The organism is Streptomyces sp. NPDC050085, assembly GCF_044460595.1.
Taxonomy (GTDB): Bacteria; Actinomycetota; Actinomycetes; order Streptomycetales; family Streptomycetaceae; genus Streptomyces.
Genome location: NZ_JBITJZ010000005.1, coordinates 218,660 through 238,772 on the forward strand (window position 1 = coordinate 218,660; position 20,113 = coordinate 238,772).

Consider the following 20,113-nt stretch of genomic DNA (forward strand, 5'->3'; position numbering starts at 1 on the left):
ATGTTAGGTTTACCTAACCAACACCTGTGCACCGTCTGTGCACCGTGAGTCCGTGCACCCTGAGCAGGAGCTAGGCGATGCCCCCGATGTACTCGATATCCCCGCGTTCGTCTCGTTCGCGCACCCGGATCGCGGCTGCCGCCGTCACGACCGCCGCCGCCCTCGCCCTGACCGCGTGCGGCTCCGGCTCCGGCGACGACTCGGCCAAGAGCGACAACGGCGCCGGCTCCAAGTCCGTGGCCACCGGTGGCAAGGACTTCTCCAAGGCCGCCGCCGAGACCGCGAAGATGGGCACGACCGCACAGGCCGGCCAGTTCCCGCGCACCATCACGCACGCCATGGGCAAGGCGGAGCTCCCGAAGAAGCCGACCCGGGTCGTCGTCCTGGACGTCGGCGAGCTCGACAACGTGGCCTCCCTCGGTGTCAAGCCCGTCGGCTACGCCCCCACCGAGGGCGACGAGGGCATCCCGTCCTACCTGAAGAAGGAGGCGGGCAACCCGAAGAGCGTCGGTACGACCAACTCCCTCAACCTCGAGGCGATCGCGAACCTCAAGCCCGACCTGATCCTCGGCAGCGAGCTGCGCGCCGCCAAGCTCTACCCGCAGCTCTCCAAGATCGCCCCCACCGTGTTCTCCATCCGCCCGGGCTTCCCGTGGAAGGAGAACTACCTCCTCAACGCCTCCGCCCTGGACAGGACCGCGGCGGCGAAGGCGAACCTCGCCACGTACGAGAAGAACGTGAAGCAGCTCGGCGAGGACGTGAAGAAGGCGAACGGCGGCAAGGCCCCGACCGTCACCATGCTCCGCTACATGCCGGACCGCACCCGCCTGTACGCCAAGGCCTCCTTCATCGGCACGATCCTCGACGACGCCGGCATCCCGCGCCCCAAGAACCAGCAGATCAACGAGCTGGCCACGGAGATCAGCCCGGAGAAGATCGACTCCGCCGACGCCGACTGGATCTTCACCGGCGTCTACGGCGACGCGAACAAGACCCAGCGTGCGAGCGCTGAGGACAACCCGCTCTGGAAGAACCTCGGGGCGGTCAAGGACGGCCACGCCAAGAACGTCCCGGACGAGACCTGGTACCTGGGCCTCGGCGTCACCGCGGCCGACTCGGTGCTGAAGGACCTGCGCGCCGACCTGGTCAAGTAGGCCGACCTGGTCGAGGCAGGCCGACCGGGCCCGCGTCCCTACCCGGCACCCAGCGGACTCTGCGGCTCGGGATCCACGATCCCGAGCCGCCCCCGCACCGCCTGGGTCAACTCGTGCCGCGGCCCCATCGCCTGCGTCAGATCCGGCACCAGCTCCTGCCACAGGCGCCGCGCCTCGGCTCGCCGCCCCGCACGCTCCGTGCCGTCCGCGAGGACGAACCGGCCGCGCAGCGTGAGCGGATCGTCCGCCGGGAACAGCCGGGTCCGCTGCTCGATCGCGAGCCGCAGCGGCGCCACGTCGAGATCCGTCCCGCCGCGCTCCACCGCGCTCAGCGCCTGCCGGAACCGGCCGTCCACCGTCAGCGGATGACCGCTGCCGAGCACCCGCTCCAGATCCGGTACGACCTGCTGCCAGTCCGGCTCGGGCGCCGTCCCCGCGATCAGGAACCGGCAGCGCAGCACCGGTTCCGCGTCCGCGCCGAGCCCCGCCGCGAGCGCCGGCACCAACGCGCACAGCAGGGCGTGCGCCTCCTCCGTGTCCCCGGCGTCCACCGTGTGCTCGGCCAGCGCGAGCCGCGCCCGCAACGTCAGCGGATGCAGCTCGCCGAGCGCCTGGCCCGCGTCGGCGATCAGCACCCGCCAGGCCGGCAGCGACTCACGCGCCGTGCCCGCCTCGGCGATCCAGCGCACCAGCACGGCCCGCGCCGCGTACGCCGACTCGCTCGCCGTGTCGAGCAGCGGCACCACCTCGGGCACCAGGACCCGCAGCACCTGGGCGGCCCGCTCGCGCGCGGCCGCGTTCCCCGTGCCCGCCGCGTCGAGGATGCAGGCCGCGAGCTCGGCCCGGGCGTCCCGCGCGGTCGAGGCCGCGGCCGGGTCGGCGCCGAGCAGCGGAAGCAGCCGGATCCAGCCGCGTACCGCCGAGATCGCGTCCCCCGACGCACGCAGCTGCACCAACTGCTGGAACCGGGTGTGCAGCGTCATCGTGTGCGTCTCGCCGAGCGCCACCCGCAGATCGGGGACGACGGCGGCGTACAGCGCGTTCGCCTCGTCGAGCGCACCCGCCTCCGCGGTGAACCAGGCCAGCAGGCAGCGCGCGTACAGCACCCGCCGGTCGACCGGACCGTGCGCCGCGACGAGCGCAGGCAGCAGCGCCGCGAGCAGCCGCGCCGCGTCCGCGACCTGCCCGGTCCTGGCCGTCGTACAGGCCAGGTCGAAACGGATCTCGAGCGCCAACGGGTCGTCCGCGCCCAGCAGTTGGACCACGTGTGCGGCCAGCGGGGCGAGCGCGGCGCGGGCCTCGTCCGGGTCGTCGAGACCGCGGGCGGCGCGATGACGCTCGTACAGATCGGCACGTACGTCGTCGAAGAAGCCCGCGTCCTCGCTCTCGCTCTCGTCCTCGTCGTCTGTCCCGTCCGGGCCGGGGGCGTACGTCGTGGACGCGGGCGGCGGCTCCTCGACCGTCGGCAGTGACAGGCGGCGCAGCCGGTCGACGACCGACGCGGCGGTCGGCGGGCGGGCGTCGGGGGACTTCGCCAGCAGGTCGAGGACGAGCCGGTCGAGCTCGGGAAAGACCTCGGGGCGCAGCGTGCTCGGCGCCACCGGCATCTCGTGCACCTGCTGGTACATGACCTGCAGCAGCCCGCGCTCCTGCGTAAACGGCGGCCGCCCGGTCAGCATCGCGAACAGCAGACAGCCGAGCGCGTACAAGATCGGTCCGCCCGTCCACCGGACCCGCCACGCACTGCTCCGGCGCCATGTACGGGGGAGTGCCCACCATGCGGCCGCCGGTCAGCTTGGTGTGGTGGGTGTCGTTGTCCTCCATGAAGCGCGCGATCCCGAAGTCGAGCAGCTTCACCAGACCGCCGTGCGTGATCATCACGTTGCCCGGCTTGAGGTCACGGTGCACGACCCCCGCCTCCGGCCCGTGCGCCGCCTCCAGCGCGAGCGCGATCTGCTCCGCCCACGCCAGCGTGCGGGACACGTCGGGCAGCCCGCGTGCCAGCTCCTCGGCGAGCGAACGTCCGCGGACCAGCTCCATCACCAGGTAGACGAGCGGTACACCGTCCTCCTTGATGCTGTTGTAGTCGTAGACCGCGACGATGTGCGGATGCGCGAGCCGCCCCGCCGCCGTCGCCTCCCGGCCGAGCCGGGCCACCAGCTCCGGGATCAGCCGCGGATCGGCCTCCTCGTGCAGCAGCTTGATCGCCACCGGCCGCCGGATGCGCCGGTCGACGCCCTCCCACACCTCGCCCATGCCCCCGGCGTCGAGCCGGCGCACCAACTCGTACCGGCCGTCGAGTACTTCCCCCGCGTGCATCGAATCCCCCGCTCCGGACGCCCGGCCGAACAGTAGCGGCGGCGCCCGCACGGTGAAAGGGCCTCCCATGGGCGGGAGGCCGCGAGGGGCCCGGCCCAGGTAGCATCTCTGCGTGCCCCGCCTCTTCGAAGTCATCGCCGCGCTCGACGCCCTGTGGCCCCCCGCCCTGGCCGAGCAGTGGGATGCCGTGGGCACGGTCTGCGGTGATCCCGACGCCGAGGTGACCCGGGTCCTGTTCGCCGTCGACCCGGTCCAGGAGATCGCCGACGAGGCCGTGCAGCTGGGCGCCGACCTCCTGATCACGCACCACCCGCTGTACCTGCGCGGTACGACGACGGTCGCGGCCTCGCACTTCAAGGGCCGCGTCGTGCACACCCTGATCAAGAACGACATCGCGCTGCACGTCGCCCACACCAACGCCGACCGGGCCGACCCCGGCGTCAGCGACGCCCTCGCCGCCGCCCTCGACGTCCGGGTCGTACGCCCCCTCGTGCCCGACTCCGCCGACCCCTCGGGCCGCCGCGGCCTCGGCCGGGTCTGCGAGCTCGACCACCCGCTGACCCTGCGCGACCTCGCGGCCCGCGCCGCCGACCGGCTCCCCGCCACCGCGCAGGGCATCCGCGTCGCGGGCGACCTCGACGCGACGGTCCGTACGATCGCCGTCTCCGGAGGCAGCGGCGACAGCCTCTTCGCCGACGTACGAGCCGCGGGCGTCGACGCGTTCCTCACCGCGGACCTGCGCCACCACCCGGCGAGCGAGGCCCGCGAGACCGGTTCCCCGCAGCCGCTCGCGCTGCTCGACGCGGCGCACTGGGCCACCGAGTGGCCCTGGTGCGAGCTGGCCGCGAGCCAGCTCGACGCCCTCTCCGACCGCAACGGATGGGACCTGCGCGTCCACGTCTCGAAGACGGTCACCGACCCCTGGACCGCCCACGCGGCGTCTACCAGCCAGCACATCTCTACTTTGGGAGCCCCCAACTGAACGCCGCGCCCGCCGACCAGATCCGTCTCCTCGACGTCCAGGACCTGGACGTACGCCTCCAGCAGCTCGCGCACAAGAAGAAGTCGCTGCCCGAGCACGCCGAGATCGAGTCGCTCACCAAGGACCTCACGCAGCTGCGCGACCTGCACGTCGCCGCGACGACCGAGGAGAGCGACTGCGCCCGCGAGCAGACCAAGGCCGAGCAGGACGTCGACCAGGTCCGCTCCCGCGCCAACCGCGACCAGCAGCGCCTGGACTCCGGCGCCGTCACCTCGCCCAAGGACCTGGAGAACCTCCAGAAGGAGATCGCCTCGCTGGCCAAGCGCCAGGGCGACCTGGAGGACGTCGTCCTCGAGGTCATGGAGCGCCGCGAGTCCGCGCAGGAGCGCGCGGCCGAGCTGGGCGAGCGCCTCGCCTCCGTCCAGGCCAAGATCGACGACGCGACGGCCCGCCGCGACCGGGCCTCCGGCGAGCTGGACGCCGAGGCGGGCACGGTCACCAAGGAGCGCGAGGTCGTCGCCGGGTCCCTCCCCGCCGACCTGCTGAAGCTCTACGACAAGCTCCGCGAGAAGGAGGGCGGCGTCGGCGCGGCCAAGCTGTTCCAGCGCCGCTGCGAGGGCTGCCGCCTGGAGCTCAACATCACGGAGCTCAACGAGGTGCGGGCGGCTGCGCCCGACGCCGTCGTGCGGTGCGAGAACTGCCGCCGGATCCTGGTGCGTACGTCGGAGTCCGGTCTCTAGTCGTGGCCGCACCCGACCTCGGTCGGCCCACCACCTTCGTCCTGCTGCGCCACGGCGAAACCGCTCTCACCCCCGAGAAGCGGTTCTCCGGGAGCGGGGCCGGGCACGATCCGGAGTTGTCGGAGGTGGGCCGGGGGCAGGCGGCGCGGGCTGCCGCGGGGCTTGCCGTGCACGGTGCGGTCGAGGCCGTCGTCTCGTCGCCGCTGAAGCGGTGCCGTGAGACCGCGCAGGCCGCGGCCGACCGCCTCGGCCTGGCCGTCACCGTCGACGAGGGGCTGCGGGAGACGGACTTCGGGGCCTGGGAAGGGCTGACGTTCAAGGAGGTCGGGGCGCGGCACCCGGACGACATGAACGCCTGGCTCGCCTCACCCGACGCGGCCCCCACCGGCGGAGGCGAGAGCTTCGCCGACGTCGCGGAGCGCGTCGCCGCGGCCCGCGACCGGCTGACCGCCGAACACCGGGGCCGCACGGTCCTCGTGGTCAGCCACGTCACGCCCATCAAGACGCTGGTCCGCCTCGCGCTCGGCGCCCCGCCCGAGGCCCTGTTCCGGATGGAACTGGCGGCCGCGTCCCTGACCGGGATCGCGTACTACGCCGACGGCAACACGAGCGTCCGGTTCCTCAACGAGACGGCGCACCTGCGCTAGCGGACATCAGCGGTGTCAGCACGGTCAGCGGTGTCAGCGGGCGTCGCCCAGGCCGCTCGCCTCGCGGGCCAGCGACTCCACCCGCGCCCAGTCCTTCGCCGCGACGGCCTCGGCGGGCAGCATCCAACTGCCGCCCACGCAGCCGACGTTCTTCAGCGCCAGGTACGCGGGCGCCGACGCGAGCGAGATCCCGCCGGTCGGGCAGAAGCGGGCCTGCGGCAGCGGTCCTGCCAGGGACTTCAGATAGGCGGTGCCGCCCGCGGCCTCGGCCGGGAAGAACTTCATCTCGTGCACGCCGCGCTCGATCAGCGCCACGACCTCCGACGTCGTGGAGACACCCGGCAGGAACGGCACCCCCGACCCCTTCATGGCGTCGAGCAGCGCCTCCGTCCAGCCGGGGGAGACCAGGAACTTAGCCCCGGCCGCCACCGCATCGGCGACGTTCGCGGGGGATATCACGGTGCCCGCGCCGACGACCGCGTCCGGGACCGCGTCGGCGATCGCCCGGATCGCGTCGAGCGCGGCCGGCGTCCGCAGGGTCACCTCGATCGCGGGCAGCCCGCCCGCGACGAGCGCCCGGGCGAGCGGCACCGCGTCGGCGGCGTCCTCCACGACGACGACGGGGACGACGGGGGCGAGAGCGAGCACGGAGGAGGTCATGGGGACATCCTGCCCCGCGCTATGCAGCATGCGCAAAGCCCGTTGCGCATGCTGCAACGCAAGCGGCGGGTGGGTCAGTGGATCTCGTCCACCAGCACGTCCAGGCTCCACGCCTGCCCGCCCTTCGCGGGCGCCTCCACCTCGACCTCGTACGTCAACTCCCGCAGTACGTCGACCAGTTCGGCGGGGGTGGCGGGCGCGTCCCCGGCCGTGAGCAGGGACCGTACGATCCGGCCCTTGGTCGCCTTGTTGAAGTGGCTGACCACCTTGCGCGTCGGCGCGTGCAGCACCCGCACCGTCGCCGTCCGCCCCGCGAGCTCGCCCTTCGGCTTCCACGCGTTCGCGTACGCCGCCGAGCGCAGGTCGAGCACGAGCCCGGTCCCGGCCGCCTCCGGCATGACCTCGGCCATCGGCGTCCGCCAGTACGCGCCGAGCGCCCCGAGCCCCGGCAGCTTCACGCCCATCGAGCAGCGGTAGGACGGGATCCGGTCCGTCACGCGCACCGCGCCCCACAACCCGGAGAACACGAGCAGCGACTTCGCCGCCCGCTTCTTGGCGGCGGCGTCCAGCGAGGCCAGGTCCAGGGCGTCGTAGAGCACGCCCGTGTAGATCTCCCCGGCGGGCCGCGCCCCGGACGTGCGCAGCTCCACGTTCTTCGCGACCTCGCCGCGCAGCCCCTCGCTCAGCCCGAGCACCTCGCGCGCCTTCTCCTCGTCGGCGGCGCACAGCTCGACCAGCTCGTCGAGGACCGCGGCCCGCGCGCCCGCGAGCCCCGGCAGAGACAGCGACTCGGGCTTCAGCGGGGCGCCTCGCCCGGAGGCAGCCTTTCCTTCGGACGGCGGCAGCAAGACGAGCACGTGCTTCTCCTTCTGGACGGCGGGGAGGGGTGCGGCCCCGCGCCAGGGTAGTCGGGCGGCGGCCGGCGACGTGTGCCGCCGCCGTGCCGCCGCGTCCCGTCCGGCCTACGCTCGACCCATGCCCCGCCGCCACCTCCGTGTGACCGGCGCAGCGCAGGCCCCGCTCGGTGCCGTGCTGCGCGACCTGCGTACGAAGCTGGAAGTCCCCGAGGAGTTCCCGGCCGAGGTGCTCGCCGAGGCGGAGCGGGTCGCCGCGGACCCGCCCCGGCTGCCCGAGCGCGACGAGACGGCGATCCCCTTCTTCACCATCGACCCGCCCACGTCGACCGACCTCGACCAGGCCATGCACCTGTCCCGGCGCCCCGGCGGCGGCTACCGGGTGCGGTACGCGATCGCGGACGTCGCCGCGTACGTGACACCCGGCGGCGCCCTCGACGCCGAGGCCCACCGGCGCGTCACCACCCTCTACTTCCCCGACGAGAAGGTGCCGCTGCACCCGGCCGTGCTGAGCGAGGGCGCCGCGAGCCTGCTCCCGGACCAGACGTGCCCGGCCGTCCTGTGGACCGTCGACCTGGACGCCGACGGGCGTGCCGAGACCACCGACGTCGTACGCGCCCTCGTCCGCAGCCGCGCCAAGCTCGACTACGAAGGCGTGCAGAAGTCCATCGACGACGGCAGCGCGGAGGAGGCCGTCGCGCTCCTCAAGGACATCGGCGCCCTGCGCGAACGGCTGGAGGTCGAGCGCGGCGGCATCTCCCTCAACGTCCCCGAGCAGGAGATCGTCGCGAGCGGCGACGCGTACGAACTCGCCTACCGCGCCCCGCTGCCCGCCGACGGCTGGAACGCCCAGATCTCCCTGCTCGCCGGCATGGCCGCCGCCGATCTGATGCTCGGCGCGGGCACCGGCATCCTGCGCACCCTGCCCGCCGCCCCCGACGGCGCCGTCGGCCGGCTGCGCCGCACCGCGAAGGCGCTGCGCATCGACTGGCCGCACCACGTCCCGTACTCGGACCTGGTCCGCTCCCTCGACCCCCACCAGCCGCACCACGCCGCCTTCCTCCAGGAGTGCACGACGCTGCTGCGCGGCGCGGGCTACACGTCCTTCTCGGGCGGCGACGTCCCCGAACTCACCACGCACGCCGCCGTCGCCGCGCCCTACGCCCACTGCACGGCCCCGCTGCGCCGCCTCGTCGACCGCTACGCCTCCGAGCTGTGCCTGGCCGCGTGCGCCGGGCAGGACCCGCCGCCGTGGGCGGTGGAGGCGCTCGCCGAACTGCCCAAGGAGATGGCGGAGGGCACCCGGCGCGGCAACTCCGTGGAGCGCGAGTGCGTCGACATCGTCGAGGCGGCGCTGCTCCAGGACCGGATCGGCGAACTGTTCGACGCCTGCGTGGTGGACGTGAAGGACCGTGAACCGGCCGTCGGCACCGTCCAGTTGACCGACCCCGCGGTCGTCGCCCGCATCGAGGGCGGCGCCTCCGCACTGCCCCTGGGCGAGCGGCTGCGCGTCCGGCTCACGCAGGCCGATCCGGGACGGGCGAAGGTGCAGTTCGCGCCTGCGTGAGCCGCGCCCGAAGGGTGCGGGCGAGCTGCTCGGGATCCTCGGCGTGCAGCCGTACGAGACGCACGTCCCGCGCCCTGCCGAGGAACGTGAAGTGCCGTACGGGCTCGGCCAGTTCGACCGTGACGCTGGTCTGCGAGGCGACGTCGAGGTTCAGCTCGCCGTCGGCCGGGGTGTGCGTGAACCGGTTCTCGCGGCGCACGGCCGCGATCCGCTCCAGCGGTATCCGCAGATCCAGCTGGACCCCGCGGCGCACCCGCAACTCCTCGCCGCTCACCACGTGCGGCCGGGTCACGGACGCCGCGTGCAGCCCGAGGATCATCACCACGGTGTACACGTCGACGACCAGCACGACGTGGTGCAGCGTGGGCCAGTCCTTCAGCAGCGCCCACATCCCGAAGGTCTCCACGACGCAGACGAACGCGAAGGCGTACATCATGAACGCCTGCCCACGGGCGTACGGGAACGCGCTCGACCCCGCCGGGACGCCGTGCCGCCGCCGCGCCACCCACATCCCGAGACTGGCCAGCACCCGCAGCTCGTGCCTGAGCAGCCGCGGCGCGAGCCGGATCACCGCGCACCGCCCTCGGTGAACAGGCGCATCGCCTGCCGCAGCACCTCGGCCTGCGCGGGCGAGAACTCGGCGAGGACGGAGTCGAAGAACACGTTCTGTCCCGGGCTCTCCGTGATGGGCAGGTCGGGCGGCAGCAGTGCGGCCAGCGCCTGAGCGGCCTCGGCCACGCGCGGGTCGTCCGGCGCCGCGTCGGCCAGGGCGTCGAGCCGGGCGTACAGATCGAGCGCCGCCTCCCGGGCGCCCGGCCCGGAGAACGCGGGCAGCACCGACGCCATCAGCTGCTCACGGGCCTCGGGCGGCGCGGTCGTGTCGAGCAGGGCGAGCATCTCGCGGTCCTTCGCGGCCATCGGCGACAGGGTGTCCGCCTCTCCCAACTCATGGAAGAACGCGGTCAGTTCGGGGGAGAGGGGCCCCTCCGCGGGCAGTCGCCCCCGCTCCGCGTCCGACAGCAGGCCGCGCAACCGCGCCCGCCGCTCACGGACCTCCGCCTCCTGCCGCGCGAGATCGGCGTCCAGTTCGGCGAGCACCTCGACGAGCTCGCGCCCGGCGTCGTCGGCGAGCACGTCCCGCACCTCGCCGAGCCCCAGCCCCAGCTCGGTCAGCCGCCGGATGCGCGCCAGTTCGACGGCGTGCCGCAGCCCGTACTCGCGGTACCCGTTGGCCAGGCGCTCGGGCTCGGGGAGCAGCCCGAGGTGGTGGTAGTGCCTGATGGCGCGCGTGGTGACGCCGACGATGCCGGCCAGCTCTCCGATCCTCATGGCCTCAGTAGAAACGTTGACGCTACGGAAGGGTCAAGCGGAGCGCATTCGAGACACGAGGCCTTGACGGCTAACGCTGTTAGCCGTACGGTCTTCACATGCCCGGCTAACACCGTTAGCCACTCGCCTACTCGCTCACTCGCCAGGGAGGCCCCCATGAGCGCCACCGCACCCGCCGCACGGCCGTCCGTGAAGCCGCTCGCCGTGATCCGCCGCACGGCGTGGCTGCTGAACGCGCTGTTCTGGTCGGCCTTCGCGGTCCTGGAGGGCGTCAACCACGGCTGGCTCGCCGGAATGCTGGCCTTCGTCTTCTTCATCGCACCGGACTTCACGTTCCTGGTCGGCATGAGCGATGCGCCGCGCATGGAGAAGGGCCAACTCCCGCCTCGCGCCGTGCCGTTCTACAACACCGCCCACCGCGCCCTGGTCCCGCTCGCGCTGATCGTCGCGTACACCTTCGCCCCCTTCACCTGGGCGCCGGCCTTCGCGGCCCTGTGCGGCTGGTTCGCCCACATCTCGTACGATCGCGCCTTCGGCTACGGACTGCGGACGAAGGAAGGCTTCCAGCGTGCCTGAGGCCACTGAGCAACGGCGGCGGCTCACGCCCCGCGCCACCGAGATCGCGGCCGAGGCCCGGGTGCTCCTCGAGGAGTCCGGGCCCGACGCCCTGACCATGCGGGCCCTCGCCGACCGCCTCGGCATCAAGGCGCCCTCGCTGTACAAGCACTTCCCCGACAAGTACGCGGTCGAGGTCGAGCTGGTGACGCAGATGCTCACGGAGTCGGCGCTGGCCTGCGAGGAGGCGGAGGCACGGTCTCCCGGCTCCCTCCTCGCCCTGGGCGAGGCCTACCGCGCGTACGCCCTGGCCCACCCCCACCTCTACTGCCTCGGCACGGAACGCCCCCTGCCCCGGCACGCGCTCCCCGAAGGCCTGGAGGACCGCGCCGCGGCACCCCTCGTACGGGCCTGCGACGGCGACGCCGACCTGGCCCGCGCGGTCTGGGCGTTCGCGCACGGCATGGTGATCCTGGAGATCCACGGCCGGTTTCCGGTCGACGCGGACCTGACGGGGGCCTGGCGCACGGGACTGTCAGCCCTGCGCTCCTAGCGCCTCCGATTCCCTTAGCCCCGCCCTCTCCGTGCTGCGGCGGACTCGGCGCCCGCTGTGCCACGATCGGGGGAACGGTCCTCGATCTCGACGACAGGAGATCCACCGATGGCCCAGCGTGACCAGCGACCGAAGGAGGAGCGTGACATGACCGCCATGGCACACGAGCCGCTCACGCAGGCCGAGGTCCTGCTGGAGGGCTTCCTCGCGCTGGACACCCCGGAAGGCTTCCGGGCGGAGTTGATCGAGGGGGAGATCGTCGTGACGCCGCCGCCGGACGGGGACCACGAGGACTACATCGAACTGGTTGTCAGCCAGGTGTATCGGCGTTCCCGGACCGATATGCAGTTCTCCGGGAACAAGGGCCTGAAGCTGAAGCGTGGAGGCGCCTGCCCCAAGAACCATGCGATCCCGGACGGCACGTTCGCCCCCCGGGACCGCCGCCTCTTCCGCGGTGCCGACCCCTGGATGCCCTGCGAGGGCGTCGCCCTGGTGGTCGAGGTGACCTCCAGCAAGCCGGGGGCCGACCGGGAGGCGAAGCGCCGCTGCTACGCGATGGGCGGCATCCCGCTCTACCTCCTCATCGACCGGGAGGCCTCCTCGGTGACCCTCTTCCGGGATCCGGAGGGCGACGACTACCAGGAGCACTGCACCCGCCCCTTCGGCAAGCCCATGGAGCTGCCGGAGCCGTTCGCCTTCGAGCTGGAGACGGCGGCGTTCCTGTGATCGTGGCCGGGTAGGATGGCCGGACGGCAGACGAGCCGGGCGGGCGGCCGCGTGGGGTTCTTCGGAACCTCCCGAGGAACGTCCGGGCTCCACAGGGCAAGGTGGTGGCTAACGGCCACCCGGGGTGACCCGCGGGACAGTGCCACAGAAAACAGACCGCCCGGCGCTTCGGTGCCGGGTAAGGGTGAAACGGTGGTGTAAGAGACCACCAGCGCCTGAGGTGACTCAGGCGGCTAGGTAAACCCCACCTGGAGCAAGGTCAAGAGGAGCCACCTCGGTGGCTCTGCGCGGACGTTCGAGGGCTGCCCGCCCGAGTCCGCGGGTAGACCGCACGAGGCCGGTGGCAACGCCGGCCCTAGATGGATGGCCGTCGCCGAGGGCTCCGCGAGGAACCCTCGGAACAGAACCCGGCGTACAGCCCGACTCGTCTGCCCCTTTACGGTTCCGGAGCCGCCGGGCCGCTAAGCCGCTCCCCGCAGCTCCACCGCCGCCAGCGGGATGAACCCCGTCGCCCCCTCGCCCTCCGTCGTCGCGTCGCGGCCCTCGAGGCGGCGCAGCATGGCCAGGGCGATGCGTTCGCCCTGGGCCTTCGCGCGGTCCGCGTTCGGGCCCCGGTGGAGGCCGTCGACCGTGGCGTGCCAGAGCTGGACCCAGCGGCCGAAGTGTGCGGCGGTCAGCGGGCGGGCCGTGTGCAGCGCGGCGTGCGGGGCGAAGGCGTTGCGGCGGTACTCGGCCGTGCGGAACAGGGCGCGTTCCCAGAAGTCCGTGATGCGCGGCAGGTGGACCTCGAGGTCGGTCCCCGCGATCTGCGTGAAGTACGGGCCGATCAGGGGGTCCGCGAAGGCCGCCGTGTAGAAGCGGCGCAGCAGGACGTCCAGGTCTGCGCGGGAGGCGATGTCGGCACGGGGGCTCTTCATCCTCCTACCGTGCGCGCCGGGCATCGGCGGGCGCCACGGGCGAAGGTCCCTCACTCGTCCCGGGCGTCGCGCCGCAGGTGGGGGAGGTGGAGACGGTGCTCGCGGTGGGGCCGTTCCTGGTGTTCGGCGGCGTGGGCGCGGTCCGCGAGGTCCGGGGACACGACGTGGACCTTGCGGCTGGTGCATTTGGGGCAGACCGCTTCGGACAGGGGGGTGCGGACGGCCTGGCCCGTGGCCTCGTCGACGTACTCCAGCGTGGTCTGGCCCGTGGCGTCCAGGGGAGCGGGGAGCGGGGTGATCCGGAAGGTGTGCTTCCAGGTCTTGCCGCAGTCGCCGCACGTGAAGGCAAAGGTCTCGGTGACCGTTCGGGATTCCGCGTCCGTCATGGGATGCCGGTCCTCTCTCTCGCTCGCCCTGGAGTCCAGAGCACACCGGGGCGGGGCACACGGCAACTCGTCCCGGGAGTGTAGGGGAGTGCTGAAGGGGAGTGCTGTCGGAGTGCTGTCTCTTCATGCGAGATGATCTGTCTTGGATTGCGGACGCGGTGGCATAGTTCCGTCACCGGCCCCTCCCGGGGCCCCAGGGGAGGAGCTCGCCGTGCGGCGCTGGATGATGCTCGTGCTCGGGACCGCCGCGCAGACGGTCGCCTGTGTCTTCCTGTACGGGCTGCCCTACGTGTCGGACGCGGTGCGGCGGGAGTACGGGCTGTCGCTCACGGAGGTCGGGGTGCTCGTCGCCTGTCCCACCGTCGGGCTCGTGCTGGCCCTCGTGGCGTGGGGCGCCGCGGCCGACCGGTACGGGGAGCGGATCGTGCTCACCGTCGGGCTCGGCCTGTCCGCCGCGTTGTTGTTCGTGGCCGCCACGGTGCATCAACTCGTCGGTCTGGGCGGTCTGTTCGTGCTCGCCGGCGCCGCCGGGGCCTCCGTCTCCGCGGCCAGTGGGCGCCTGGTCGTGGGGTGGTTCTCGGCGCGGGAGCGCGGGCTCGCGATGGGGATCCGGCAGACGTCGACGCCGCTGGGCATGGGGATCGCCGCCCTTGTCGTGCCCGCACTCGCCGAGCGGGGCGGGCTCGCGGCGATCGTCGTCTTCTGCGGGGTGCTGTGCGCGGTCGTCGCCGTGCTCGTGGGGGTCTTCGCCGTGGATCCGTCGCGGGCCGAGGGCGCCTCCGACGTCGTGGACTCCCGCAATCCCTACCGGAGTTCGGCCCTGTGGCGGGTGCACGCCTCCAGTGCGCTGCTGTGCGTACCGCAGTTCACGGCGGGTGCGTTCGCGCTCGTGTTCCTGGTGGACGTACGCGGATGGAGCGCGGTCGGGGCCGGTCAACTGCTCGCCACCGCACAGGTGTTGGGGGCCGCCTCGCGGATCGCCGCCGGGGTCTGGTCGGACCGGGTGGGCAGCCGGATGCGGCCCATGCGGCAGTTGGCGGTCGCCATCGCTGCCGTGCTGGGAGCCACCGCGCTCGGGGCGGTGTGGCCCTCGCCGCTGACCGATCTGTGCCTCGTCGTCGCGTGCGGCATCACCGCCAGTACGAACGGGCTCGCCTTCACCGCGACCGCCGAACTCGCGGGCCGCGCCTGGGCGGGCCGGGCCATGGGTGTGCAGAACACCGGGCAGAACATCGCGGCCTCCCTGACCCCGCCCTCCCTCGGTGCCCTGATCGGCGCGGCCGGGTACGCCTGGGGGTTCGCCGCGGCCGGGCTGCTCGCCGCCGCGGCCTGCTGGGTGGTCCCCGCGGGCGTCCGGGTCCAGGGGCGTGCGGTCAGGAGCGGATCGGGATCACCAGCGGGGCGCCCGACGACGGATGCGGCAACACCTCGACCGGGTGCTGGTACACCTCGCTGGGCAGCGCCCCGTCGAACACCTCGGCCGGGGGCCCGTCCGCCGTGATGCGGCCCGCGTGCAGGGCCGCCGTGCGGTCCGCGTGGGCGGTGGCCAGGCCCAGGTCGAGGACCCGGGCGAGCGCGACCCGGGCGCGCTCGCCGCCGGAGAGCGCGGAGAACGGGCGCGGGGCGAAGGAGGTCGTCTGCGTCGACCGCAGCGCCGCCGCGATCGCCTCGTCGTCCGCGTCCTCGTGCGGGGTGCCCGCCCAGGGGGCCCGGCCCATGCGGACCACTTCCGCCACCGTGAACGGGAACGAGAGCTCCGCGGACTGGGGCAACAGGCCGCGACGCAGGGCGAGTTCGGGTGCGGTCCAGGAAACGGCCGGGCGGCCCGCGATCGGCAACTCGCCGGAGGCCGGCGCCAGGTCCGCCGCCAGCGCCGCCAACAGGGTTGACTTCCCTGCCCCGTTGGGGCCGACCAGGGCCAGGACCTCGCCCGCGCGGACCGCCAGGTCGACGCCGGACAGGACCTCGCGGCCGCCCAGGGCCAGACGCAGGGCGCGGGTCTCGGCGACCGTGTCCCCGGCGGCGTATCGGGACGGAAGCGTGCGGGCGGCGAGGTCGGCCGCGACCAGGACGACGGCGCCGCCGAGCGCGCTGCCGGGCACCAGGAAACGGTGGCCGGGGCCCGCCTGCATCCGCAGCAGGTGCGGGACGACCAGGCCGACGAATCCGATGACACCGGAGACCGCCACGGCCGCGGCCGTCAGCAGCGCGATGACGACCGCCTCCGGCGACATCGTCGAGCTCGACGGCGCGGCGGCCACCCTGACCGCCGACGGCGCCAAGGCGTTCGGCGGTTCTACAAGACGGGCGACGCGCTCGACCCGGTCACGGCCGCGGTCTCCCTCGACGAGAACGCCACGCTCCCGGCGGGTACCCACGGCACCCACGGCACCCACGGCACCGACGGCTCCAACGGCGGTACGTCCGGCGGCACTTCGGGCACCACCGGCACAGGCTCGACGACCGGCGGCACCGGATCCCTCGCGGCCACCGGCGCAGACGTCCCGGCGGGCCCGCTCGCCGCGGCCGCCGCACTGGTCGTCGCCGCGGGCGCGGGCACGGTGTTCGCCACGTGCAGGCGCCACGCGCAGGCGCCGCGCGCAGCAGGGCTGAGCCCCGACCGGGCCCGGGCCGTCCGTCAGATCAGTGGCGGGCGGCCCAGGCGCGTCATGCGCCACACCGTGCGCCAGCGCATCGGCCGCCGCTCACCGGCCGGGGCGCGCAGCCCCTCCACGAACCCGCCCGCCCAGGCCCGCAGGCCGCCGACCGACCGCGTACGCAACAGAGTCAGCAGCGTCCACGTCGTCAGGTACAGCGGAACCAGCGGCAGCGGAAGGCGGCGGCGCGCGAGCCACACGCGGTTGCGGGCCGTCATCCGGTAGTAGACCGCATGCCGGGCCGGGGACGTCTTCGGGTGCTGGAGCAGCAGCGCGGGTTCGTAGAGCACCTTCCACCCGGCGTCGAGCGCCCGCCACGCCAGGTCCGTCTCCTCGTGCGTGAAGAAGAAGTCGGCGGGCCAGTCGCCGGTCTCGGCGAGCATGTCCATCGAGAAGGCGTGCGCACCGCCGAGGAAGGCCGTGACCAGGCCGCGCCGCATCGGGTCCTTCGCGCGCAGCCGCGGCACGTGGCGGCGCTGCGTCTCGCCGTGCTCGTCCGCGATGCGGAAACCGACGATGCCCAGGTCGGGATCGGACGCGAACAGGCCCTGGATCGTGGAGAACACGTCGGCGTCGACGAGGAGTCCGTCGTCGTCGAGCTCGACCGCCACGTCGACGTCGCCGAACTCGCGCAGCCGGGCGAGGGCGACGTTGCGGCCGCCCGGGCAGCCCAGGTTGTCGTCGAGCTCCACGTTCGTGACCTCGAAGGGGTAGCCGGTGAACGCGGGCAGCGGCGTCCCGTTGCCGATCATGACGACGCGGGCCGGCACCACGTCCTGCTTGGCCACCGACTCCAGCAGCGCGTCCACGTCCTTGGGCCGGTTGCCCATGGTCACGATGGCCACGCCCAAGCGGGGGAGTTCGATGGTTCGGCGCCTGTCAGTCATGGCGGCGATGGTAGTCGTTCACCTGACGGCCGCTGTCAGTGAGGGCGCCACCCCGTGCTCGCCGCCCACTGCTCGGCGACGACCGCGACGAGATCGACGACCGGGTCCTTCACGTCGGCGTACGTGCCCGTGTCCGGGACGGCATCCGCCAGTACGTACTTGAAGCGGGCGTACGCGGGCACGGCCGCCGGGGTCGCGCGCAGCCAGTCCCGGAACAGGAGCGCGAGCCGCTCGTTCGGTGAACCCGCCCTGCGCACATGGAGGTTGACCGGTGGCGCGTCCGCGGTCCGCCGCGACCAGAAGCGCTTGGCCCAGTCGGCAGGGTCCCCGCTGTCCCCGCTGTCCCCGCTGTCCTCGCGCCCGGCGGGCACGTGGTCGCCCAGGTACGGGGAGCGCACGAACCCCAGCGCGGCCAGCGGCGCCTCGAACGCGGCCGCGGCAGTGTCCAGTTCGGCCACGCTCACCTGCACGTCGAAGATGTCCTTGGCGGCCATCCCGGGCACGGACGTCGAGCCGGTGTGGTCGACGTGCAGCGCCAACGGGCCCAGTGCGGACCGCAGTTGAGCGCAGAGCGCCACGCCGTCGGCCGCCCACGCGGGGTCGTACGGGACGACGACGGGCTTCTCGTGCTCGGGCATCAGACCTTCTCCAGCGGGCGGTGCGGCTCGGCGGGCAGCTGGACGCGGATGGCGTCGCCGGGGCGTACCGTGCCGCCCTTGCGTACGACGCTCATGATCCCGGCCTTGCGGACCACCTCCCCGCTCTCGGGGTCCCGGCCCACGACGCGCTTGAGCAGCCCGTCCTGGAAGCGGTCGATCTGCAGGCACGGATTGCGCAGCCCGGTGATCTCGATGACCGCGCCGCCTGCTCCGAAGTGCAGCAGCGTCCCGGTGGGCAGGGCGAGCAGATCGATGCCGCGCGTGGTGACGTTCTCGCCGAGCTGCCCGGGCCGCACCTCGTGCCCGGCCTCGGCGACCTCGTCGAACAGCTCCTCGTGCATCAGATGGACCTGGCGCAGATTGGGCGCCGTCGGATCCTGGGCGACCCGGGAACGGTGCTTGACGGTGACCCCGGCATGCACGTCCCCCTCGACGCCGAGCCCCGCCAGCAGCGTGATGCCGTCCCGGTTCGGCTTGGTGAAGGAGTACGTGCCGTTGCTGCTGACCGCGGTGACGACGCCGCCCTCGAACCCGTCCCGGACGTCCCGGACGTCCCGGATGTCCCGGGCGATCCACGCGGCGACCTCCGCCGGAGTGCGGCCCGTCGTGTCGACCACCGTGCCCGCGCGCGAGAGCCAGGGCAGCGCCCGCGCGTACGGCTCCACGTGGCGCAGGCGCCAGTCGCGGATCTCCTCCGTGTCCCCGTTGATGCGGTCCGTCAGCGTCTGTGCGTCGCTGTGCAGGACGTAGTGGCGGACCGGGATGCCCGCCGCGGTCAGGCCGTCGTGGATCTCCGTCCAGTACGACTCGTCGAGCACCGTCTGCGGTATCACCAGGGTGCCGCCGGTGAACGCGAGGACGTCCCGCGCCGTCGCCACCGTCAGGCTCCGCCAGGGCGTCCACTCCTGGAAGTTGTCGTGCGGCACGTCGTGCAGGACGTGCCGCAGCATGAACCCGACGTACTCCGAGTCGAAGATCCGCGCCTCGGGCAGCAGCCCCACCAGTTCCTTGGAGGTGGTCGTCTTGCCCGCGCCGAAAGTGCCGTTCAGCCATACGATCATGCGGCCGACCCTATGCGGGCCCGAGCGAGCGCTCCGCGACCTTCGCCACATGCGCGGACAGTGCCGCGCGCGGGTCGGGCGTGAGCGTGCCGAGGGCGACCAGGGCGGTGACGACGACGTCGCACAGCTCCGACTCGACGTCCTGCCAGGTGTGGCTGACCCCCTTGCGCGGATTCTGCCCGACCGCGCCGATGACTGCCTGCGCCACCTCGCCGACCTCCTCGGAGAGCTTCAACACCCGTAGGAGCAGGGCCTCTTGGGGAGCCTTTTGATTGGCGTCGTCGAGCCAGGCGCGCAGGCGGTCGACGGTTTCCCACGGGTCGTCGTTCCCGTACGCCGTCTCGTCGTTCTCGTACGTCGTCACGGTCCCCGACCATACGGGGGCGCGGCCGCGGGGTGCGGCCGTGCCCCTACTCCCCGGAGTCGGACTCCCGGACCCGCTTGTTGCGCGAGCCGACCACCGCGAGCGTCGCCGCCCCGACGCCCACGAGCGCCGCCGGCACCATCCAGTGCCGGTCGAAGGTGTGGCCGAGCGCGTGGTCGAGGGAGTAGCGGCCCGCGCCGGTCACCGCGAGGCCCGCGGCGACGAAGCCGAGGAACGCCGGGTACTCGTAGCCGCCCTTCATCGCGAAGAACCCGTTCGGGGCGTGCACGGCCGCCGCGCCCGCCATGGTGCCCGCCGCCGCGGCGCCGCCCAGCGGAGTGGCGAGACCGAGCGCGAGCAGCGCCCCGCCGCCCGCCTCACCGAGCCCGGCCGCGAGGGCGTTCGCCCGGCCGGGGGCGTAGCCCATGGACTCCATGGCGGCCGCCGTACCGGACAGGCCGCCCCCGCCGAACCAGCCGAGCAGCTTCTGCGCGCCGTGCGCGGCGAGGACCGAGCCCGTACCCACGCGCAACAGGAGAAGACCCAGGTCACGGCGGTTGAGGCAGGACGGCGGCGGCGTGCGGGAGGCACGGGAACGTATGCAGGTCATGTCCCCACCGTCCGGCAGGCGGGGCCCCGGCACCTCGCGCGCGGGCCCATTCGGGTGGCGGTCCCGCCCGGGTGGCGGCCGCCCGGACGCGGTGCAAGCCTGGGCCCATGTCCATCCAGACCGCAAAACTGAGCGACCCGGCGGTCCGCGCCTTCGTCTCGGCGCTGAACGCCCATGACAGGGAAGCCTTCCGTGCCGTCCTCGCGCCCGGCGCGACCATGGCCGACGACGGCAGCGAACGCGACCTCGACGACTGGACGGCCCGCGAGATCTTCGACTCGCACGGCCACATGGAGGTCGAGAAGGAGACCGCGCAGGGGCGTGGCCTCATCGCCCGCTACAGCAACGACACCTGGGGCGAGATGCGCACCAGGTGGACGTTCGACGTGAGCGGCGACAAGGTCACCCGGTTCGAGACCGGCCAGGCCTGATCCTCGTAGCCGCGCGATCAACGGACCGCTCCGCACTGGGGATTGACGGTTCGTC

Annotated in this window: 21 protein-coding genes, 1 other RNA gene and 4 pseudogenes; 11 read left to right on the plus strand and 15 right to left on the minus strand. The window is 73.1% G+C overall.

Annotated features, from left to right (window positions below; genetic code table 11):
- Positions 1–86: 86 nt before the first annotated feature.
- Complete coding sequence (locus tag ACIBUY_RS20645; protein ID WP_399153487.1) at positions 87–1,154, plus strand: ABC transporter substrate-binding protein; 1,068 nt, start codon at positions 87–89, stop codon at positions 1,152–1,154.
- A 38-nt stretch (positions 1,155–1,192) separates the two neighbouring features.
- On the opposite strand, the gene ACIBUY_RS20650 is transcribed toward ACIBUY_RS20645, so the two are convergent.
- Together ACIBUY_RS20650 and ACIBUY_RS20655 are read right to left on the minus strand one after the other, a co-directional pair.
- Positions 1,193–2,863, minus strand: coding sequence for a hypothetical protein (locus tag ACIBUY_RS20650; protein ID WP_399153287.1), 1,671 nt, complete (start codon positions 2,861–2,863; stop codon positions 1,193–1,195).
- A 79-nt stretch (positions 2,864–2,942) separates the two neighbouring features.
- Positions 2,943–3,608, minus strand: a pseudogene (locus ACIBUY_RS20655) (serine/threonine-protein kinase); the annotation flags it as partial.
- Here ACIBUY_RS20655 and ACIBUY_RS20660 point away from each other — a divergent pair.
- The 3 genes and pseudogenes from ACIBUY_RS20660 to ACIBUY_RS20670 all read left to right on the plus strand — a co-directional run.
- A complete protein-coding gene (locus ACIBUY_RS20660; protein WP_365561592.1) occupies positions 3,586–4,455 on the plus strand; it encodes a Nif3-like dinuclear metal center hexameric protein in 870 nt (289 codons plus the stop codon). The pseudogene ACIBUY_RS20655 and the gene ACIBUY_RS20660 sit on opposite strands and share 23 nt — an antisense overlap.
- Positions 4,452–5,195, plus strand: coding sequence for a C4-type zinc ribbon domain-containing protein (locus ACIBUY_RS20665; protein WP_365562009.1), 744 nt, complete (start codon positions 4,452–4,454; stop codon positions 5,193–5,195). Before ACIBUY_RS20660 ends, ACIBUY_RS20665 begins: the two co-directional genes overlap by 4 nt.
- Positions 5,196–5,200: 5 nt before the next feature.
- Positions 5,201–5,842: pseudogene (locus ACIBUY_RS20670) on the plus strand (histidine phosphatase family protein); the annotation flags it as partial.
- Positions 5,843–5,875: 33 nt separating this feature from the next.
- Here the strand turns inward: ACIBUY_RS20670 and eda are convergent.
- Both eda and yaaA read right to left on the minus strand, forming a co-directional pair.
- On the minus strand, positions 5,876–6,502 hold the full coding sequence (gene eda / locus ACIBUY_RS20675; protein ID WP_365561595.1) for a bifunctional 4-hydroxy-2-oxoglutarate aldolase/2-dehydro-3-deoxy-phosphogluconate aldolase: 627 nt from the start codon (positions 6,500–6,502) through the stop codon (positions 5,876–5,878).
- Between the two features lie 74 nt (positions 6,503–6,576).
- Positions 6,577–7,359 carry a peroxide stress protein YaaA gene (gene yaaA / locus ACIBUY_RS20680; protein ID WP_365561598.1) on the minus strand — a complete coding sequence of 261 codons (783 nt, stop codon included), beginning with the start codon at positions 7,357–7,359 and terminating at the stop codon, positions 6,577–6,579.
- A 118-nt stretch (positions 7,360–7,477) separates the two neighbouring features.
- Between yaaA and ACIBUY_RS20685 the strand changes: the two genes are divergently transcribed.
- Positions 7,478–8,923, plus strand: coding sequence for an RNB domain-containing ribonuclease (locus ACIBUY_RS20685; RefSeq protein WP_399153288.1), 1,446 nt, complete (start codon positions 7,478–7,480; stop codon positions 8,921–8,923).
- Here ACIBUY_RS20685 and ACIBUY_RS20690 read toward each other — a convergent pair.
- Together ACIBUY_RS20690 and ACIBUY_RS20695 are read right to left on the minus strand one after the other, a co-directional pair.
- Positions 8,874–9,434, minus strand: a complete 561-nt coding sequence (locus ACIBUY_RS20690) for a hypothetical protein (RefSeq protein WP_365562011.1) — start codon at positions 9,432–9,434, stop codon at positions 8,874–8,876. The genes ACIBUY_RS20685 and ACIBUY_RS20690 overlap by 50 nt on opposite strands.
- 56 nt (positions 9,435–9,490) lie before the next feature.
- Positions 9,491–10,252 carry a MerR family transcriptional regulator gene (locus tag ACIBUY_RS20695; protein ID WP_399153289.1) on the minus strand — a complete coding sequence of 254 codons (762 nt, stop codon included), beginning with the start codon at positions 10,250–10,252 and terminating at the stop codon, positions 9,491–9,493.
- A 156-nt stretch (positions 10,253–10,408) separates the two neighbouring features.
- Here ACIBUY_RS20695 and ACIBUY_RS20700 point away from each other — a divergent pair, with 156 nt between their 5' ends.
- From ACIBUY_RS20700 to rnpB, 4 genes are all read left to right on the plus strand, one after another.
- Complete coding sequence (locus ACIBUY_RS20700; protein WP_365561606.1) at positions 10,409–10,828, plus strand: DUF4260 family protein; 420 nt, start codon at positions 10,409–10,411, stop codon at positions 10,826–10,828.
- Entirely contained in the window at positions 10,821–11,360 is a 540-nt protein-coding gene (locus ACIBUY_RS20705; protein ID WP_365561610.1) for a TetR/AcrR family transcriptional regulator, read from the plus strand. The genes ACIBUY_RS20700 and ACIBUY_RS20705 overlap by 8 nt, the downstream gene beginning before the upstream one ends.
- A gap of 156 nt (positions 11,361–11,516) precedes the next feature.
- A complete protein-coding gene (locus tag ACIBUY_RS20710) occupies positions 11,517–12,086 on the plus strand; it encodes a Uma2 family endonuclease (protein ID WP_365562013.1) in 570 nt (189 codons plus the stop codon).
- A gap of 31 nt (positions 12,087–12,117) precedes the next feature.
- Positions 12,118–12,517, plus strand: an RNA gene (gene rnpB / locus ACIBUY_RS20715) — RNase P RNA component class A.
- 30 nt (positions 12,518–12,547) lie between these two features.
- On the opposite strand, the gene ACIBUY_RS20720 is transcribed toward rnpB, so the two are convergent.
- A complete protein-coding gene (locus ACIBUY_RS20720; protein ID WP_399153290.1) occupies positions 12,548–13,003 on the minus strand; it encodes a group III truncated hemoglobin in 456 nt (151 codons plus the stop codon).
- A 50-nt stretch (positions 13,004–13,053) separates the two neighbouring features.
- Positions 13,054–13,389, minus strand: a complete 336-nt coding sequence (locus ACIBUY_RS20725; protein ID WP_365561616.1) for a hypothetical protein — start codon at positions 13,387–13,389, stop codon at positions 13,054–13,056.
- Positions 13,390–13,615: 226 nt separating this feature from the next.
- On the opposite strand from ACIBUY_RS20725, the pseudogene ACIBUY_RS20730 reads away from it, so the two are divergent.
- A pseudogene (locus ACIBUY_RS20730) lies at positions 13,616–14,629 on the plus strand (MFS transporter); the annotation flags it as partial.
- A gap of 133 nt (positions 14,630–14,762) precedes the next feature.
- On the opposite strand, the gene ACIBUY_RS20735 reads toward ACIBUY_RS20730, so the two are convergent.
- The 7 genes and pseudogenes from ACIBUY_RS20735 to ACIBUY_RS20765 form a co-directional block, all read right to left on the minus strand.
- Positions 14,763–15,623: an iron chelate uptake ABC transporter family permease subunit gene (locus ACIBUY_RS20735; protein WP_399153488.1), complete on the minus strand. Its 861-nt coding sequence runs from the start codon at positions 15,621–15,623 to the stop codon at positions 14,763–14,765.
- A gap of 404 nt (positions 15,624–16,027) precedes the next feature.
- Positions 16,028–16,912 (minus strand): glycosyltransferase, encoded by an 885-nt coding sequence (locus ACIBUY_RS20740; protein ID WP_365562015.1) that lies wholly within the window; start codon positions 16,910–16,912, stop codon positions 16,028–16,030.
- Positions 16,913–16,968: 56 nt separating this feature from the next.
- On the minus strand, positions 16,969–17,571 hold the full coding sequence (locus ACIBUY_RS20745) for a GrpB family protein (RefSeq protein WP_399153291.1): 603 nt from the start codon (positions 17,569–17,571) through the stop codon (positions 16,969–16,971).
- Entirely contained in the window at positions 17,571–18,152 is a 582-nt protein-coding gene (locus tag ACIBUY_RS20750; RefSeq protein WP_399153489.1) for an MOSC domain-containing protein, read from the minus strand. The genes ACIBUY_RS20745 and ACIBUY_RS20750 overlap by 1 nt, the downstream gene beginning before the upstream one ends.
- Positions 18,150–18,653: pseudogene (locus ACIBUY_RS20755) on the minus strand (AAA family ATPase); the annotation flags it as partial. The pseudogene ACIBUY_RS20755 and the gene ACIBUY_RS20750, both read right to left, overlap by 3 nt.
- 10 nt (positions 18,654–18,663) lie before the next feature.
- Positions 18,664–19,017: a MazG-like family protein gene (locus ACIBUY_RS20760; protein ID WP_399153292.1), complete on the minus strand. Its 354-nt coding sequence runs from the start codon at positions 19,015–19,017 to the stop codon at positions 18,664–18,666.
- A 46-nt stretch (positions 19,018–19,063) separates the two neighbouring features.
- Positions 19,064–19,627, minus strand: coding sequence for a DoxX family membrane protein (locus ACIBUY_RS20765; RefSeq protein ID WP_365561627.1), 564 nt, complete (start codon positions 19,625–19,627; stop codon positions 19,064–19,066).
- A 107-nt stretch (positions 19,628–19,734) separates the two neighbouring features.
- On the opposite strand from ACIBUY_RS20765, the gene ACIBUY_RS20770 reads away from it, so the two are divergent.
- On the plus strand, positions 19,735–20,058 hold the full coding sequence (locus ACIBUY_RS20770) for a nuclear transport factor 2 family protein (protein ID WP_365561629.1): 324 nt from the start codon (positions 19,735–19,737) through the stop codon (positions 20,056–20,058).
- Positions 20,059–20,113: the final 55 nt, after the last annotated feature.